The sequence below is a fragment of the Microbacterium sp. Beta genome, from assembly GCF_005502545.1.
Taxonomy (GTDB): Bacteria; Actinomycetota; Actinomycetes; order Actinomycetales; family Microbacteriaceae; genus Microbacterium; species Microbacterium oxydans.
Window position 1 is genome coordinate 25,429 of sequence record NZ_SCOG01000001.1, and the last position, 17,360, is coordinate 42,788.

Consider the following 17,360-nt stretch of genomic DNA (forward strand, 5'->3'; position numbering starts at 1 on the left):
GCACGGCCGTCGACATATGCTGGGCGGGTGAGCACGTTCCAGCCCCCGCGCCCGTGGACCGCCAGCTACGCCGCGGGCGTCCCGGAAGACCTGCCTCCCGTCGACGGATCGCTCGTCGACATCGTCGCCGCCTCGGCACGCGACTATCCGGATGCCCCCGCCCTGCAGTTCTTCGGCCGCGAGACGACGTACGCCGAGCTGCAGGCCGCCATCGACCGGGCGGCGACGGGCCTGCGAGACCTGGGCGTCCGCGCCGGCGACCCGGTGGCCATCGTGCTCCCCAACTGTCCGCAGCACATCGTGGCGTTCTACGCGGTGCTCCGACTCGGCGCGGTCGTGGTCGAGCACAACCCGCTGTACACGCCGCGCGAGCTCCGCAAGCAGTTCGAGGACCACGGCGCGAAGCATGCGATCGTGTGGAACAAGGTCGTCTCCACGGTGCAGGAGTTCCCCGCCGACCTGGCGGTGACGAACCTCGTCTCCGTCGACGTGACCCGCGCGATGCCCTTCCTCACCCGCTTTGCCCTGCGTCTGCCCGTCGCCAAGGCCAGGGAGTCCCGCGCAGCGCTCACCGAGAAGGTCCGCGGCACGGTGCTCTGGGACTCGCTGATCGCCACAGACCCGATTCCGTCCTCGCACCCGACGCCCGCAGCCGACGACCTGGCGATCATCCAGTACACCTCAGGCACCACCGGGACGCCGAAGGGTGCCGCGCTCACGCACCGCAACCTCCTCGCCAATGCTGCGCAGTCGCAGGCCTGGGTGCCGTCGATCCAGCGCGGCAAGGGATGCGTCGTGTACGCGGTGCTGCCGATGTTCCACGCATACGGCCTCACGCTCTGTCTGACGTTCGCGATGTCGATGGGCGCGCGACTCGTGCTCTTCCCGAAGTTCGATCCCGATCTGGTTCTCGACGTCGTGAAGAAGCATCCCGCGACGTTCCTCCCGCTCGTGCCACCGATCGCCGACCGCCTTCTGAGCGCTGCCAAGGCCAAAGGTGTGTCGCTCGACGGCATCGAGGTCGCGATCTCCGGGGCCATGGCACTGCCCCACGAGCTGGTGGTGCCCTTCGAGGAGGCGACCAACGGCTACCTCGTCGAGGGCTACGGCCTGAGCGAGTGCTCGCCCGTACTCATGGCGAACCCCGTCGCCGACAACCGCGTGTCCGGCACCGTCGGACTTCCGCTGCCCGGAACCGAATGCCGGGTGGTCGACCCGGAGAACCCCACGGAGGACGTGCCTGCAGGAGCGGCGGGAGAACTCGTGGTTCGCGGACCGCAGGTCTTCTCCGGGTACTACGGCAAGCCGGAGGAGACGGAGGCCGTGTTCGTCGACGGGTGGTACCGCACGGGCGACATCGTCACGATCGACGAAGCCGGCTTCGTGCGCATCGTCGACCGCATCAAGGAGCTCATCATCACCGGCGGCTTCAACGTTGCCCCCACCGAGGTCGAGAATGCGCTGCGCCAGCACCCGCAGGTGGTCGACGCTGCGGTCATCGGACTTCCGAGCGAGCACTCGGGCGAGGAGGTCGTGGCCGCGATCGTCGTCGATCCGGAGACCGAGGTCGACGTGGAGGCCATCCGCGAGTTCGCGCGCAGCATCCTGACGCCCTACAAGGTCCCCAGGAGGATCTTCGTGGTCGACGAACTCCCGAAGTCGCTCATCGGCAAGGTGCTCCGTCGGCAGGTCAAGGAGAAGCTGGTCGCCCTGAACACCGGCTCCTGAGGACGCCCTCACAGGCGGCGAGACGTTCGGCGCGCTACCCTTGGGAAGTGACCCCTGAAGATGCAGTGCTGACCGACGCCCCCGAGGACTCCCCCGCGACCCCCGGATTCGAGGAACTCGGAATCACCGGGCCCGTCCTCAAAGCCATCAAGGACCTCGGCTACGAGACCCCGTCGCCCATCCAGGCGGCCACTATCCCTACCCTCCTCGCCGGGCGCGACGTCGTCGGCATGGCGCAGACCGGAACCGGCAAGACCGCGGCATTCGCGCTGCCCGTGCTCGAGCGTCTCGATGTCGCGCAGAAGACGCCGCAGGCGCTCGTGCTGGCTCCGACCCGTGAGCTCGCCCTCCAGGTGTGCGAGGCGTTCGAGTCGTACGCGTCCAAGATGAAGGGTGTTCACGTCCTCCCCGTCTACGGCGGACAGGGCTACGGCGTGCAGCTCTCGGCTCTGCGCCGCGGGGTGCATGTCATCGTCGGGACACCGGGCCGCATCATGGATCACCTCGCCAAGGGCACACTCGACCTGTCGCAGCTGCAGTACCTCGTGCTCGACGAGGCCGACGAGATGCTGAAGATGGGCTTCGCGGAGGATGTGGAGCAGATCCTCGCGCAGACACCCGAGGAGAAGCAGGTCGCGCTGTTCTCCGCCACGATGCCGCCGCAGATCCGCCGCCTCGCGCAGAAGTACCTGCGCGAGCCGGAAGAGATCAGCATCAAGTCGAAGACCGCGACGGGCACGAACATCACTCAGCGGTACCTCGTGGTCTCGTACGCGCAGAAGGTCGACGCGCTGACCCGCATCCTCGAAGTCGAGAACTTCGACGGCATGATCGTCTTCGTCCGCACCAAGAACGAGACCGAGACGCTCGCCGAGAAGCTCCGCGCCCGCGGCTACTCAGCCGCAGCCATCAACGGCGACGTGCCTCAGGTGCAGCGCGAGCGCAGCGTCAACCAGCTCAAGGACGGAAAGCTCGACATCCTCGTCGCGACCGACGTGGCCGCGCGCGGGCTCGACGTCGAGCGCATCAGCCACGTCGTGAACTTCGACATCCCCACGGACACCGAGTCCTACGTGCACCGCATCGGTCGCACCGGGCGCGCGGGACGAACGGGCGACGCGATCAGCTTCATCACCCCGCGCGAGCGCTACCTGCTCAAGCACATCGAGAAGGCGACCCGACAGCAGCCCACTCAGATGCAGCTGCCGAGCACGGAGGACGTTAACACCACCCGGTTGACCCGGTTCGACGATGCCATCACCACCGCTCTCTCGGAGACCGGGCGCATCGACGCGTTCCGCGACATCATCGCGCACTACGTCCGTCATCATGATGTGCCGGAGAGCGACGTCGCCGCGGCGCTGGCCGTGGTCGCGCAGGGAGACAAGCCTCTGCTCCTCGATCCCGCCAACGATGCGCTCACCAGGGCCGTCGAGGCGGACAATCGGCCGCAGCGGGAGCGCCCCACTCGTGACGCGCGCGAGCCTCGGGGCGAACGCCGCAGCCGTGGCGACTACACCGCCTATCGCATCGAGGTCGGCAGGCGTCACCGTGTCGAGCCGCGCCAGATCGTCGGCGCCCTCGCCAACGAGGGCGGCCTGGGCCGTGACGACTTCGGGGCGATCAACATCCGCCCCGACTTCTCGACCGTCGAGCTCCCGTCGAACATGGATCCCGCCGTGCTCGACAAGCTCCGCGACACCCGCATCTCGGGCCGCCTCATTGAGATCAAGCCCGACCGCGGTCCTGGCGCTCGACGTAGCGGCCCTCGCGAGGATCGTCCCTCCGGCGGTCGCGGTGACCGTTTCGATCGTCGTGACCGTGACGAGCGCCCTGCGCGCGAAAGCCGGGACGAGAAGCCCTTCCGCAAGCCGCGCCACAAGAGCTGACGGCGGGTCGCGCGCGGCGGTGTCTAGTCGCTTCCGCGCGCGAGCCGTGCGGCGACGGCGATCAGCGGCTCTGGATGTGCCAGAAGGGCCCGTTGCTCCGGGTGCGAGATCAGGTGAGCGATCAGTCGGTGCGCTCCCGTGACGGTCGGGGTCCAGTAACCTCCGACGTGATGACGGCTCAGCGGGACGGTGCGCGTCTCTCCTTCGACGACGAGCTTCGCGGAACCGTCATCGGGATCGATCCCGGGATCGCTCAGCATCAGGGCGGTCAACGCTCCGAGCAGCACAGTGCCCGTGAGACCGGGGAGGCGGAAGTTCGTCGTCGGAACGTCGAGTTCGATCTGCTCGAGTCCCGTCCACGGCACTATTCCGCGATTCTCGACTCCGTCGCGGATGATCACGGCCTCGGGCATCAGCCGCAGGTGGTTCCGACCGGGATCACCGACAGCCAACGCCTCGGGGACGACGATCAGCGGACCGAAGCGTCTCACGCCCCTTCGCCCGCGGGAGGGAGCGCGTCCGGCCCCTCCGTCACCAGGATGTGGAACTGCGCCGCATCGAGGATCCGGAGACCGAGCTCCTCCGCCTTGCCGAGCTTGGACCCCGCGCCGGGGCCGGCGGCCACGAAGTCCGTCTTCTTCGACACGCTCGACGCCGCCTTTCCTCCCGCGTTGATGATGGCTTCCTGCGCACCCTCACGCGTGTAGCCGTCGAGCGAGCCGGTGGCGACCACCGTCAGTCCTTCGAGCACTCCCCCTGCGGCGACGGCAGCGCCGGGACCGGGGTGACCTGGTGTCTTCCACTGCACCCCCGCATCCGCCCACTGCTCCACGATCTCTTTGTGCCAGTCGACCTCGAACCAGGCGAGGAGCGAGTCGGCGATGATGCCGCCCACGCCCTCCACGGCAGCCAGCTCGTCGCGCGTAGCCGTGCGGATCGCGTCGAGTGAGCCGAACCACTGTGCGAGCGCCCTCGCAGCGACAGGTCCGACGTGGCGGATGTTCAAGGACACGAGCAGACGCCACAGGTCCTTCTTCTTCGCCTTCTCGAGCTCGGCGAGAAGAGTGAGCGCCTGGGACGAGGGCTGCGGACCCTCGAGGCCGGACTTCTTCTCGGCCGCAGTCGGGTTCCGTCGGAACGGGGCGCGCGTCTTGACGATCCCGTCCTCGTCCTCCTTGGGAAGCCCCGTCTCCGCATCGCGGACCACCAGCTCGATGGGGACGAGCTGGTCGAGCGTGAGGGCGAAGAGGCCTGCCTCGGTCTCGAGCGGCGGCACCGCGGGAGACGTCGGCTGTGTCAGAGCGGCGGCGGTGACCTCGCCGAGGGCCTCGACATCGAGGGCACCGCGGGAGCCGATGTGCTCGACACGTCCGCGCACCTGCGCCGGACACGAACGCGCGTTCGGACACCGCAGATCGATGTCGCCCTCCTTCATCGCCCGAAGCGGAGTGCCGCACTCCGGGCACTCCAGGGGCATCACGAACTCGCGTTCCGTGCCGTCGCGCTTCTCGACGACCGGACCGAGGACCTCGGGGATGACGTCGCCGGCTTTGCGCAGCACGACGGTGTCTCCGATCAGCACGCCCTTCGCCTTCACGACGTCCTTGTTGTGCAGAGTCGCCTGCCGGACGACGGACCCCGCGACCTGCGCAGGAGCCATCACCGCGAAGGGCGTCGCGCGGCCGGTGCGGCCGACCGACACCACGATGTCGAGGAGCTTCGTCTGCACCTCTTCCGGCGGATACTTGTACGCGATCGCCCAGCGCGGAGCCCGGCTGGTCGCGCCGAGCTCGTCATGAAGCTCGAGCTCGTCGACCTTCACCACGATGCCGTCAAGCTCGTGCTCGATGTCGTGGCGGTGTTCGCCGAAGTACTCCACGAACGTGACAACCTCATCGATCGTGTGGCACACCCTGGTGTGCGGGCTCGTCGGCAGCCCCCACTCGGCCAGCAGATCGTAGACCTCGCTCTGCGCCGCGACGGGAGGGTTCGACCATGCGCCGACGCCGTGCACGTAGAGCGCGAGCGACTCGATGCGCAGCAGGCCGGCTTCGAGTTCGAGGCCGTTCTTCTTGTCGATCTGCTGACGCAGGCCGCCGCTCGCCGCGTTGCGGGGATTGGCGAACGCGGGGAATCGGCGCGCGGCGGCGGTGCGAGCCTTCTCCTCGTCGAAGGGCTTCTTCGCTCCGCCCCGCGCCTCCCAGCGCTCGAGCGCATCGGCGTAGGCGCGATCGCGGAACGCCGCCTGGGCCGCGTTGAGCCGTTCGAACGCGGCGACCGGGATGAAGACCTCCCCGCGCACCTCCACGATGGCCGGGTGGCCCTCACCGCTCAGTCGATACGGGATCTCGGGCAGCCGAAGCGCGTTCTCCGTGACGATCTCCCCCACGCGTCCGTCGCCCCTGGTCGCAGCAGAAGTGAGCACGCCTTTCTCATAGCGGAGATTGATGGCGAGGCCGTCGATCTTCAGCTCGGTGAGCCAGGCGACATCGCGCCCGGCGGCGGCCTTCGTCTTCGCGGCCCATTCCCGCAGCTCGTCGATGGAGAAGACGTTGTCGAGGCTGAGCATGCGCTCCGCGTGCTCGATGGTCGCGAGACCCGTCGCCTCAGCCGCCCCCACCATCTGTGTGGGCGAGTCCTGCCCCTGCAACTCGGGATGCAGACGCTCGAGCTCTTCGAGTCGGCGCATCCAGCCGTCGTAGGTGGAATCGTCGACGATCGAGGTGTCGCGGCCGTAGTAGGCCTCCTTCGCATCGAGGATGCGCGTGGTCAGCTCCTCGGCTTCGGTTCGGGCGTCTTCCAACGAGATGTTCTCCGGCACCCCGTCAGTCTACGAGCGGGTGCGGACACCGGAGGAGGCTACGCGCCGACAGGGACCGCGGACACCGTGGTGTCGATCGTGAACTGTCCGAGCACCCGCGTCCCGATGTAGAGCACGGCGGTCTGTCCCGGTGCGACGCCGTCCAACGCGACCTGGGGCGTCACGCGCACGCCGCCTTCGGAGATCTCGGCCCTCGCAGGGACCGGCTCGGCGTGCGCTCGGATCTGCACGTGGCACTCGAACGAGGACTCCGTGGGTGCGGCACCGGCCCAGCTGAACCGCTCTCCGGCGATCTCGGCGATCGCGAGGGCCTCCTTGGGGCCGACGACCACCGTGTTCGAGACCGGTCGCACCTCGAGGACGAAGCGCGGCTTGCCGTCTGCCGCGGGAACGCCGAGCTTGAGCCCGCGTCGCTGTCCGACGGTGAAGGCATGCGCGCCCTCGTGCGATCCGACGACCTCGCCCGTACGATCGACGATCTCGCCGGTGGCCGTGCCGACCTTGTCGGCGAGCCAGCCGCGCGTGTCCCCATCGGGAATGAAGCAGATGTCGTGGCTGTCCGGCTTCTGCGCGACGCTCAGGCCGCGTGCTTCGGCCTCTGCGCGGACGATGGCCTTCGTGGGCGTCGTGCCGAGCGGGAAGTAGGTGTGCGCCAGCTGTTCGGCCGTGAGGACGCCGAGCACATAGGACTGGTCCTTGGCGTTGTCCGACGCCCGGTGCAGCTCGAGGCCGTCCTCGCCGTCGACCAGAGTGGCGTAATGCCCCGTGCACACCGCGTCGAAGCCCAACTCGATTGCACGCTCCAGAAGGGCGGCGAACTTGATCTTCTCGTTGCAGCGCATGCAGGGATTCGGGGTGCGGCCTGCCTGGTACTCCGAGATGAAGTCCTCGATCACATCGTCTCGGAACCGCTCGGAGAAATCCCAGACGTAGAACGGGATGCCGAGCACGTCGGCTGCACGACGCGCGTCGAGGGCATCCTCGATCGTGCAGCATCCTCGACTGCCGGTGCGCAGTGTTCCGCCCGCCCGGGAGAGCGCGAGATGCACGCCGACCACGTCGTGCCCCGCCTCCACGGCCCTGGCTGCCGCGACGGCGGAGTCGACTCCACCGCTCATCGCCGCAAGGATCCGCATACGACCAGTCTACGAGCGTGCGGCTGTGCCGGCGCCGGATGCGCGCGTGTACGCCTCGGCGATCGCACCGAGCACGGCATCGACATCGCTCTCGGTCGATGTCCGCCCGAGCGAGAAGCGCAGCACGCTGCGGGCGTCCCGCTCCGGGCGTCCCATCGCCATCACGACATGCGAAGGTTCGGCCACGCCCGCCTGGCAGGCTGATCCCGTCGACGCCGCCACGCCTGCGACGTCGAGCAGGAACAGCAGGCTCTCCCCCACCGCACCCGGGAACAGCATGTGCGCGTTGCCGGGAAGACGGTCGGTCGGGTCGCCCAGGAGCTCGGCCGTCGGCACCGCGGCAACGATCCCGGCCACGAGGCGGTCGCGCAGCGCACTGAGACGCGCAGCCTCGCCCTGTCGTTCATGCTCCGCGAGTTCGAGAGCCACGGCGAGGGCGGCGGCTCCGGCGACATCCTGTGTGCCGGCGCGCAGGCCTCGTTGCTGGGCTCCCCCGCGTAGCAACGCCGTGAGCCGGGCGGAGCGGGCGGTGACGAGCACCCCGACCCCCACCGGTGCGCCGATCTTGTGACCGGCGAGGCTCATCGCGACGAGCCCGACCCCGCTGTCCGCCTCTCCTCGAAGGCCTCGGAACGACAAGGGCACGTGGCCGAGCGCAGCGACCGCGTCGAGGTGGAGGGGAACTCCGGCGCCGGCGGACCCTGCCGCAAGCGACCGTGCGTCGTTGATCGTCCCGGCCTCGTTGTTCGCCACCAGCGCCGTGGCGAGGGCAGCTCCGGGAAGAGCCTCGGCGAAGCGCTCCGGGACGATGCGCGCCGAGGGCGAGACCGGCACCTGTCGCACCTCCGCCCCCTCATCGAGGAGCGCTGCGACGGTGTCCGTGGTCGCGTGGTGCTCGGCGTCGGGCATCACGATCGCCGACGTCCCCGTGGGCCGGGCGCGCCACAAACCCTGCAACGCCAGGTTTATCGATTCGGTGCCGCCTGAGGTGAACACGATCTCGATCGGGTCGGCCTCCAGCACCGCCGCCACGCGCTCACGGGACTCCTCGAGAAGCCGCCGTGCGTCCTGGCCGGCGCCATGAGTCGAGGAGGCGTTGCCCACCGTCTCCGACGCTGCCAGCCACGCCTCACGCGCTTCGGGGCGCAGGGGCGTGGTCGCCGCGTGGTCGAGATAGTGCCGCATCCTTCGATTCTCTCGCGAAACCGTCGGGAGAGGGCCTTCGCGCCTGGGACCGGGTCCTCCTTGTCATGAGACGGCAACACATCACGCCTAATGTGTACTCATGCCCGCGTCCCGAGACCTCACCGCGCCCGGCGGCCCCGTCCTCGACAACCTCGGCGTCCGTCTGCACGACGGTGTCGGCACACTGCGTGTCTGGTCGCAGAACGCCTCATCCGTCGAACTGGTCGTCTTCGACGCGACCGATCTCGACTGGGCGACCGATCAAGTGGCGCTCGAGCGGCTGCCAGGGGGGATCTGGGAAGTCACGACGGAGATGCTCCAGCCGGGGGTTCGCTACGCGATCCGCGTCAGCGGCCCACACGGCCCGGGCAACACCTTCAACCCGGAGACCCTGCTGCTGGACCCCTACGCTCGCGGCCTCGCGCAAGGAGACGGGTACGAGGAATGGCGCTCGGTCGTCATCGTCGACGGTTTCGACTGGGGCGACTCGCAGAAGCCGCGCGTGCCCCTGGACCGCACCGTGATCTACGAAGGTCACGTCAAGGGGCTCACGAAGCGTCACCCGGACGTCCCACCCGCGCTGCACGGCACCTACGCCGGTCTCGCGCACCCCGCGATGATCGAGTACTTCCACGAGCTGGGCATCACTTCGATCGAGCTGCTGCCTGTGCACGCCTTCGTGCCGGAACCACGACTCCTCGAACGCGGACTCACGAACTACTGGGGCTACAACACCCTGAACTTCTTCACTCCGCACACCGCCTACGCGACGGAGGAGGCTCGGAAGGCGGGCCCCGAAGCCGTACTGGCCGAGTTCAAGGGCATGGTGCGGCTGCTGCACGAGGCGGGGCTCGAAGTGATCCTCGACGTCGTGTACAACCACACCTCGGAGGAGGGTATCGGCGGCCCCAGATCGAGCCTGCGGGGCATCGACAACGCGAGCTACTACCGTCAGGACGAGTCCGGGATCTACATCGACACCACGGGCTGCGGCAACACCCTCAACACATCGACCGCTGCGGGCGCGAGACTCGTGCTGGACTCGCTGCGCTACTGGGCGCAGGAGATGCAGATCGACGGGTTCCGCTTCGACCTCGCCACCGCCATCGCGCGAGACGAGACGCACGCCTACTCGCCGGAGCACCCGCTCCTCGCCGCCATCGCGGATGATCCCGTCCTCGCAGACGCCAAGCTCATCGCCGAACCGTGGGATGTGGGCCTCGGTGGCTGGCAGACGGGGAACTTCCCCGCCGGCTGGCATGAATGGAACGACCGCTATCGCGACAGGGTGCGCAACTTCTGGTTGAGTGACATCGACTACGCGCGCCGCGCGTCCGCCCCGGTCGGCATCGGCGGGTTCGCGACCCGCCTCGCCGGATCCTCCAACACGTTCAGCGAAGACCGCGGCCCGCTCGCCAGCGTGAACTTCGTGACCGCCCACGATGGATTCACCCTGCATGATCTCGTCTCCTACGACGTGAAGCACAACGAGGCGAACGGCGAGCACAACCGCGACGGCGCCGATATGAACCGCGCCTTCAACCACGGCGTCGAGGGCCCCACCGACGACCCGGCGATCCTCGCCGCCCGCCGCAAGGCGATGCGGAACCTCTTGGGGACCCTTCTGCTCTCTGCAGGTATCCCGATGCTCACTGCCGGCGATGAAGTGGGCCGCACCCAGCGAGGCAACAACAACGCCTACGCTCAGGACTCCGTGCTCACCTGGCTCGGCTGGGAGTTCGAGCCGTGGCAAGAGGACCTGCGCGCCCACGTCTCGCGCCTGATCCGCCTTCGTCAGGAGAACCCCGCACTGCGCCCCAGCCGCTACGCGCGACTCGGCGAGCACATTCCCAATGCCTCGGTGATGGACTGGTATGACCAGAACGGCGAGACGATGGAACAGGAGCAGTGGGCCGACCCCGGCAACAGAACGCTGCAGTACGTCGCCGCCTCCACGCCTGATACCGAGGCGCACAACCGCATCCTGCTCATCGTGCACGGAACCGAGTCCCCCGTAGATGTCCGTCTCCCCGAGGAGATCGATGGAGCGACGCGCTTCGTCTCGCTGTGGTCGAGCGCGCAGGAACGTCCCTCTGACGACGCCGAGGTCTTCGCACCCGGCGATGTCCTTCCGGTGTCCGGCACGTCGATGAGGCTTTTCCGCGTGGAATGAGTCCGGCGGCCGACGCACCATCCTGCGCGCTACCCGCCGCCACGTCCGCGCGGTACATTCGGGAGGTGGCTGCTCGTGCTGGTACTCGGTCCTCGGCTCTTCGGAGCCGCGCTCAGATCCCGGCGCGCGCCGCGGACGGAGCAGATGCTCCCGGCTCGTTGCGGACGACGCGTATCCCGCTCCTGGAGCCTGCGCCCACCGTCCCTGGCGGGTTCACTCCGAAGGCCTTCGTCGGCGAGGTCGTCCCGTTCCGGGTGGTCGCGTTCCGAGAGGGGCACGACATCATCGGCGTGCATGTCCGCCTCACATCGCCCTCCGGCGAAGAGAGCCTGCATCGCCTCACGCCGCGCGATGACGGCACCGACACGTGGGTGGCGGAGATCGCGCTCGACGAGCAGGGCTCCTGGAGCTACCGGTTCGAAGCCTTCTCCGACGACTTCGCGACCTGGGCCCACGCCGCCGCGCTGAAGGTGGCGGCCGGCGTCGACGTCCCGGTCATGGCGGCGCTCGGCGCCGATCTCCTCACCACCGCCGCCGCCGAGAAGGATCGTCCTGCAGCGCAGCGGAGACGACTGGCCGCTGATGCCCTCTCGCTCCGCAACGGAGATGCCGCGACGACCATCGCCCTTTCGACGGATGCAGAGCTCGCACAGATCTTCCGAGAGCGTCCTGTCACGTCGCTGCGCTCCGTCACACTCCCCCAGATGCTGGACGTCGACCGGCGCGCCGCGGGTGTCGGCGCCTGGTACGAGTTCTTCCCGCGCTCCGAGGGCGCCAGACGCCTCAAGGACGGCACCGTCAGGAGCGGTACGTTCCGTACGGCGACACGACGGCTGCCCGAGGTCGCAGCCATGGGGTTCGACGTCGTCTACCTGGTCCCCATCCATCCGATCGGCACGACCAACCGCAAGGGCCGCAACAACACCCTCACGGCCGAACCGGGAGACCCGGGCTCCCCGTACGCGATCGGCGCAGCGGAGGGCGGACACGACGCCATCCATCCGGACCTCGGCTCGGCCCAGGATTTCCGCGCCTTCGTGCGTGCAGCCCGGAAGGAGGGCCTGGAAGTCGCTCTCGACCTCGCGCTGCAAGCCTCTCCCGACCACCCGTGGGTGCAGGAGCATCCTGAGTGGTTCACGACCCTCCCCGACGGGACGATCGCCTACGCCGAGAACCCGCCGAAGAAGTACCAGGACATCTACCCGCTCAACTTCGACAATGATCCCGCGGGCATCTACGCCGAGATGCTGCGCGTCGTGCAGCACTGGGTTGCGCAGGGCGTGAAGATCTTCCGCGTCGACAACCCGCACACCAAGCCGCTCCAGTTCTGGGAGTGGCTCATCGCCGAGGTGAATGCGGCCGACCCCGACGTCATCTTCCTGGCTGAGGCGTTCACACGCCCGGCGGTCATGCGCGCGCTCGCCGCCGTGGGCTTCCAGCAGAGCTACAGCTACTTCACGTGGCGCAACACGAAGGCGGAGCTCGAGGAGTTCCTGACGTCGGTGTCGCAGGAGACCTCCGACTACATGCGCCCGAACCTGTTCGTGAACACGCATGACATCCTCACCGAGTACCTGCAGTTCGGCGGCAGGGCGGCCTACCGTATCCGGGCCTGCATCGCGGCGACGGCCGGCCCCGTCTACGGCGTGTACGCCGGATACGAGCTGTTCGAGAACGTCGCCAGGCCCGGCTCGGAAGAGAACATCGACAACGAGAAGTACGAGTTCAAGTTCCGCGACTGGGCGGGAGCCGAAGCCAGAGGCGAATCGCTCGCTCCCCTCCTGCGCAGACTCAACGCTATCCGGGAGGCACACCCGGCGCTGCAGCAGCTTCGCAACTTCCGGGTGCACTGGAGCGACGACGATGCCGTCCTCGTCTACAGCAAGCACCTTGCTGCCGAGTTCACCGGTACCGGACGCTCGGACACCATCATCGTGGTCGCCAACGTCGATCCGCACTCGGTACGCGAGACGACCGTGCACCTCGACACGACGCAATGGGGAATCCCGCTGGGGGAAGCCTTCGAGGTGGAGGATCTCCTCACCGGAGCGATCTGGACCTGGAGCGACCACAACTACGTACGACTCGACGCGTTCGCCGAGCCGGTGCACATCCTGAAGGTGAGGGAGCGATCATGAGCTACACCGAAGACGTCGCGGCATCCACCGAGTGGGAGGCGATCTCAGCGGCCACGCATCACGATCCGCACGCGGTTCTCGGAGCGCACGCGCACAAGGATGCCGCTGATCGCACCGTCACCGTCATCCGGGCGAGACGCCCCCTCGCGGGTGCGGTCGCTGCCGTGTTCGCCGACGGGAGCAGGCTCGAACTCGCCCATGTGGCGCACGGCATCTGGGAAGCTCAGCACGACGGCCCTCCACTCCCGTATCGGATCGCGACGCGGTACGGCGATCACGAGGAGACGGTCGTCGGCGACCCCTACCGCCATCCCCCGACTCTGGGCGACCTCGACCTCCACCTCATCGCCGAGGGGCGTCACGAACGTCTCTGGGAGGTGCTGGGAGCACACGTGCGCACCTTCGACGGAGAGATCGGCGTCTCATTCGCCGTCTGGGCCCCGAATGCCTCAGCCGTGCGCGTGGTCGGTGACCACAACGGCTGGAACGGCGAGTCGCACGCCATGCGCTCGATGGGAGTCAGCGGCGTCTGGGAGCTCTTCGTCCCCGGGATCCCGATCGGCACCAGGTACAAGTATCAGATCCGTACCCGCGACGGCGCGTGGATCCTCAAGGCCGATCCGATGGCGCTCGCGGCGGAGGTGCCGCCGGACACAGCGTCCGTCGTGACCACCTCCTCCCACTCCTGGTCCGATGGCGCCTGGATGACCAGGAGGGCGGCCACCCATGCCGTCGCGCAACCGCTGTCGGTCTACGAGGTCCACGTCGGATCGTGGCGAGGTGGACTTGGCTATCGCGAGATCGCGGATCCGCTCATCCAGCACGTGACGGACGCGGGATTCACCCATGTCGAGTTCATGCCGCTCGCGGAGCACCCCTTCGGCGGATCCTGGGGATACCAGGTGAGCGGGTACTACGCCCCGACCAGTCGTTTCGGCAGCCCCGACGACCTCCGCTACCTCATCGACCGGCTGCACCAGGCAGGCATCGGCGTCATCATGGACTGGGTGCCTGGTCACTTCCCCAAGGACGCCTTCGCCCTCGCCCGCTTCGACGGACAGCCGCTCTACGAGCACCCCGATCCGCGACGGGGAGAGCACCAGGACTGGGGGACGCTGATCTTCGACTACGGCAGGCCGGAGGTACGGGGATTCCTCGTCGCCAACGCGCTCTACTGGCTCGAGGAGTTCCACGTCGACGGCCTTCGCGTTGACGCGGTCGCCTCCATGCTCTATCTCGACTACTCGCGCGAACCCGGCCAATGGGAGCCGAACATCCACGGCGGACGCGAGAACCTCGAGGCGATCCGCTTCCTGCAGGAGGTCAACGCCACCTCGTACCGGCTACACCCGGGAATCGTGATGATCGCGGAGGAGTCGACCAGCTTCCCCGGGGTCACTGCTCCGACCGATCACGCGGGTCTGGGGTTCGGCTTCAAATGGAACATGGGGTGGATGAACGACTCGCTCCAGTACATCGCCCGCGACCCGATGTACCGCGGTCACCATGAAGGCGAGATGACCTTCTCCTTCGTGTACGCCTTCGGAGAGAACTACCTGCTTCCCATCAGTCACGACGAAGTCGTGCACGGCAAGGGCAGTCTGCTCGCCAAGATGCCGGGCGATCACTGGCACAAGCTCGCGAACGTCCGCGCGTATCTCGCCTACATGTGGGGTCATCCCGGCAAGAAGCTGCTCTTCATGGGGCAGGAATTCGGTCAGCTCGCCGAGTGGTCGGAGGGTCGGGAGCTGGACTGGTGGCTTCTCGACCAGCCCTCACACGCGCAGCTGCAGGACTTCGTCGGGGCGATGAACCGCTCCTACCGGGCGCAGGCGCCGCTGTGGGAGCGTGACAACGACGGCTCGTCGTTCAGCCGTCGCGGAGCGCCGAGCTGGGATCCCACGGTGATCGCCTTCGAACGACGTGACGCCCACGGGGGGCGCCTGGTCGTCGTCAGCAACTTCGCCGGCGTGGAACGCACGGGCTACCAGCTCAACCTGCCCCGCGAGGGCGTGTGGCAGGAGGTGCTCAACACGGATGCCGCCGACTACGGGGGCCGCGGATCGGGGAACCTCGGCCTGGTGTACGCGAAGCCGGCAGAAGGCGGCGCTCCTGGCGCGAGCCTGACGCTGCCTGCGCTGTCCACTCTGTGGCTGCGGTACCAGTCCGACCCACACGTGCCGACCGTCAACCACGGCTGAGACGCCCTGGCGCGTACGCGCTCCAGGGCCGAGAACGGTACCGGAGAACGTCCCCCTAGAAGAGCAGCGACGACAGTCGGTTGCGCGCCGACACCACTCGCGGATCCTCCGCGCCGATGAGACCGAAGAGCTCGACAAGACGCTCCCTCACCGGAGTGCGCTGATCCGCCGGGAGCTGCGCGAACAGGTCGAGCAGCCTGCCGAAGGCGTCTTCCACGTGTCCCCCGGCGAGATCGAGGTCGGCCACGTCGAACTGCGCCTGGACATCGAGCGGGCCATCCGCTGCCGCAGCGCGCGCCGCCTGCAGATCGAGGCCCTGCACGCGGCCGAGGAGGCGCACCTGGCCGAGCCCCGCGATCGCGTCCGCGTCACGGGGGTTCTCCGCGAGCGCCTTCTCATAGGCCGTGATGGCCGCCGCGTAGTCCCCGAGCTCGATCGCTGCGAACGCCTCAGCGTGCAGCGGTGGAAGCTCCGGCTCTGCGGGGGGCGCCGGCTCTGCACCCTCCTCGGACACCGAGAGCGACCCGGTGACACCGTTCTGGGCCGCCACCTGGAGCAGCTGGGCGAACACATCGCGCACCTGCTGCTCGGGCACGGCACCCGTGAACATGGGCACGGGCTGCCCGGCGATCAGCGCCACCACCATCGGGATCGACTGCGCGCGGAAGCTCTGGGCGAGCTGGGGATTCGCATCGACGTCGACCTTGGCGAGCAGCACTCGTCCCCCGAGTTCGCGCGTCACCTTCTCGATGATCGGGCTCAGCTGCTTGCACGGACCACACCACTCCGCCCAGAGGTCGACGACCACGGGGACGGTCCGCGAGAGCTCGAGGATCTGTCCGAACGTCTCGTCGGTCGCATCGACGACGACATCGGCGACAGGCGGTGCGGAGGTCGCCTCGGTCGGAGTTGCCGGGCGGTTGCGGAGGCTCGACAGGTCCACGGCGCCACGCAGGGCGGCGGGAGAGATCTCACTCATTTGATCACCTTCACGGACAGGAGGTCCTGGTGGGCTGCCAGGAGCCGGATCTGCTCCGTCGATCCCTTGGCAGGGACCGAGAAGAACAGCTGGAACTCGTAGGTCGTCTCGACGCCCTTCGCCGACTCGGTCGCGTCGGTGAGCGCCTTCGCCTGCGCGTTGTCACCGAAGCGGATGGAGACGTCCTCGCCGGTCGGCGTCACTGTTTCCGTATCGGTGACCCGGGAATCGTGATGATCGCGGAGGAGTCGACCAGCTTCCCCGGGGTCACTGCTCCGACCGATCACGCGGGTCTGGGGTTCGGCTTCAAATGGAACATGGGGTGGATGAACGACTCGCTCCAGTACATCGCCCGCGACCCGATGTACCGCGGTCACCATGAAGGCGAGATGACCTTCTCCTTCGTGTACGCCTTCGGAGAGAACTACCTGCTTCCCATCAGTCACGACGAAGTCGTGCACGGCAAGGGCAGTCTGCTCGCCAAGATGCCGGGCGATCACTGGCACAAGCTCGCGAACGTCCGCGCGTATCTCGCCTACATGTGGGGTCATCCCGGCAAGAAGCTGCTCTTCATGGGGCAGGAATTCGGTCAGCTCGCCGAGTGGTCGGAGGGTCGGGAGCTGGACTGGTGGCTTCTCGACCAGCCCTCACACGCGCAGCTGCAGGACTTCGTCGGGGCGATGAACCGCTCCTACCGGGCGCAGGCGCCGCTGTGGGAGCGTGACAACGACGGCTCGTCGTTCAGCCGTCTCGGAGCGCCGAGCTGGGATCCCACGGTGATCGCCTTCGAACGACGTGACGCCCACGGGGGGCGCCTGGTCGTCGTCAGCAACTTCGCCGGCGTGGAACGCACGGGCTACCAGCTCAACCTGCCCCGCGAGGGCGTGTGGCAGGAGGTGCGCAACACGGATGCGGCCGACTACGGGGGCCGCGGATCGGGGAACCTCGGCCTGGTGTACGCGAAGCCGGCAGAAGGCGGCGCTCCTGGCGCGAGCCTGACGCTGCCTGCGCTGTCCACTCTGTGGCTGCGGTACCAGTCCGACCCACACGTGCCGACCGTCAACCACGGCTGAGACGCCCTGGCGCGTACGCGCGCTAGGGCCGAGAACG

Annotated in this window: 11 protein-coding genes and 1 pseudogene; 6 read left to right on the forward strand and 6 right to left on the reverse strand. The window is 68.1% G+C overall.

Translation table 11 applies throughout. From position 1 onward, the window contains the following. Window positions 1-27: 27 nt before the first annotated feature. Both FFS56_RS00195 and FFS56_RS00200 read left to right on the forward strand, forming a co-directional pair. Window positions 28-1,728 (forward strand): long-chain-fatty-acid--CoA ligase, encoded by a 1,701-nt coding sequence (locus tag FFS56_RS00195; RefSeq protein WP_046747050.1) that lies wholly within the window; start codon window positions 28-30, stop codon window positions 1,726-1,728. 65 nt (window positions 1,729-1,793) lie between these two features. Continuing rightward, window positions 1,794-3,617, forward strand: coding sequence for a DEAD/DEAH box helicase (locus FFS56_RS00200; protein ID WP_127012975.1), 1,824 nt, complete (start codon window positions 1,794-1,796; stop codon window positions 3,615-3,617). Between the two features lie 23 nt (window positions 3,618-3,640). On the opposite strand, the gene FFS56_RS00205 is transcribed toward FFS56_RS00200, so the two are convergent. From FFS56_RS00205 to FFS56_RS00220, 4 genes are read right to left on the reverse strand one after another with little or no spacing between them, the layout of a single operon-like run. Further along, window positions 3,641-4,108 carry a hypothetical protein gene (locus FFS56_RS00205; protein ID WP_046747052.1) on the reverse strand — a complete coding sequence of 156 codons (468 nt, stop codon included), beginning with the start codon at window positions 4,106-4,108 and terminating at the stop codon, window positions 3,641-3,643. After that, window positions 4,105-6,438, reverse strand: a complete 2,334-nt coding sequence (gene ligA / locus FFS56_RS00210; RefSeq protein ID WP_127012214.1) for an NAD-dependent DNA ligase LigA — start codon at window positions 6,436-6,438, stop codon at window positions 4,105-4,107. Before ligA ends, FFS56_RS00205 begins: the two co-directional genes overlap by 4 nt. A 38-nt stretch (window positions 6,439-6,476) precedes the next feature. Continuing rightward, window positions 6,477-7,574, reverse strand: coding sequence for a tRNA 2-thiouridine(34) synthase MnmA (mnmA, locus tag FFS56_RS00215; RefSeq protein WP_127012215.1), 1,098 nt, complete (start codon window positions 7,572-7,574; stop codon window positions 6,477-6,479). Window positions 7,575-7,583: 9 nt separating this feature from the next. Next, entirely contained in the window at window positions 7,584-8,759 is a 1,176-nt protein-coding gene (locus FFS56_RS00220; RefSeq protein ID WP_127012216.1) for a cysteine desulfurase family protein, read from the reverse strand. Between the two features lie 100 nt (window positions 8,760-8,859). Here FFS56_RS00220 and glgX point away from each other — a divergent pair, with 100 nt between their 5' ends. The 3 genes from glgX to glgB all read left to right on the forward strand — a co-directional run bounded on the left by glgX (window position 8,860) and on the right by glgB (window position 15,271). Beyond that, window positions 8,860-10,932: a glycogen debranching protein GlgX gene (gene glgX, locus FFS56_RS00225; protein WP_127012217.1), complete on the forward strand. Its 2,073-nt coding sequence runs from the start codon at window positions 8,860-8,862 to the stop codon at window positions 10,930-10,932. A gap of 65 nt (window positions 10,933-10,997) precedes the next feature. Then, window positions 10,998-13,070, forward strand: a complete 2,073-nt coding sequence (locus tag FFS56_RS00230; RefSeq protein WP_233437286.1) for an alpha-1,4-glucan--maltose-1-phosphate maltosyltransferase — start codon at window positions 10,998-11,000, stop codon at window positions 13,068-13,070. Next, window positions 13,067-15,271, forward strand: coding sequence for a 1,4-alpha-glucan branching protein GlgB (gene glgB, locus FFS56_RS00235; RefSeq protein WP_137772318.1), 2,205 nt, complete (start codon window positions 13,067-13,069; stop codon window positions 15,269-15,271). Before FFS56_RS00230 ends, glgB begins: the two co-directional genes overlap by 4 nt. A gap of 55 nt (window positions 15,272-15,326) precedes the next feature. Here the strand turns inward: glgB and FFS56_RS00240 are convergent, their stop codons facing one another. After that, window positions 15,327-16,250, reverse strand: coding sequence for a tetratricopeptide repeat protein (locus FFS56_RS00240; RefSeq protein WP_046747058.1), 924 nt, complete (start codon window positions 16,248-16,250; stop codon window positions 15,327-15,329). Continuing rightward, window positions 16,247-16,453, reverse strand: a complete 207-nt coding sequence (locus FFS56_RS20390) for a hypothetical protein (RefSeq protein ID WP_171010953.1) — start codon at window positions 16,451-16,453, stop codon at window positions 16,247-16,249. The genes FFS56_RS00240 and FFS56_RS20390 overlap by 4 nt, the downstream gene beginning before the upstream one ends. Window positions 16,454-16,471: 18 nt before the next feature. Here FFS56_RS20390 and FFS56_RS00245 point away from each other — a divergent pair. Further along, window positions 16,472-17,323, forward strand: a pseudogene (locus tag FFS56_RS00245) (alpha amylase C-terminal domain-containing protein); the annotation flags it as partial. Between the last annotated feature and the right edge of the window lie 37 nt (window positions 17,324-17,360).

Coding starts and splice junctions, on each gene's coding strand:
- mnmA (WP_127012215.1), bottom strand. CDS start 7,574: ATGCGGATCCTTGCGGCGATGAGCGGTGGAGTCGACTCCGCCGTCGCG.
- FFS56_RS00220 (WP_127012216.1), bottom strand. CDS start 8,759: ATGCGGCACTATCTCGACCACGCGGCGACCACGCCCCTGCGCCCCGAA.
- glgX (WP_127012217.1), top strand. CDS start 8,860: ATGCCCGCGTCCCGAGACCTCACCGCGCCCGGCGGCCCCGTCCTCGAC.
- glgB (WP_137772318.1), top strand. CDS start 13,067: ATGAGCTACACCGAAGACGTCGCGGCATCCACCGAGTGGGAGGCGATC.
- FFS56_RS00240 (WP_046747058.1), bottom strand. CDS start 16,250: ATGAGTGAGATCTCTCCCGCCGCCCTGCGTGGCGCCGTGGACCTGTCG.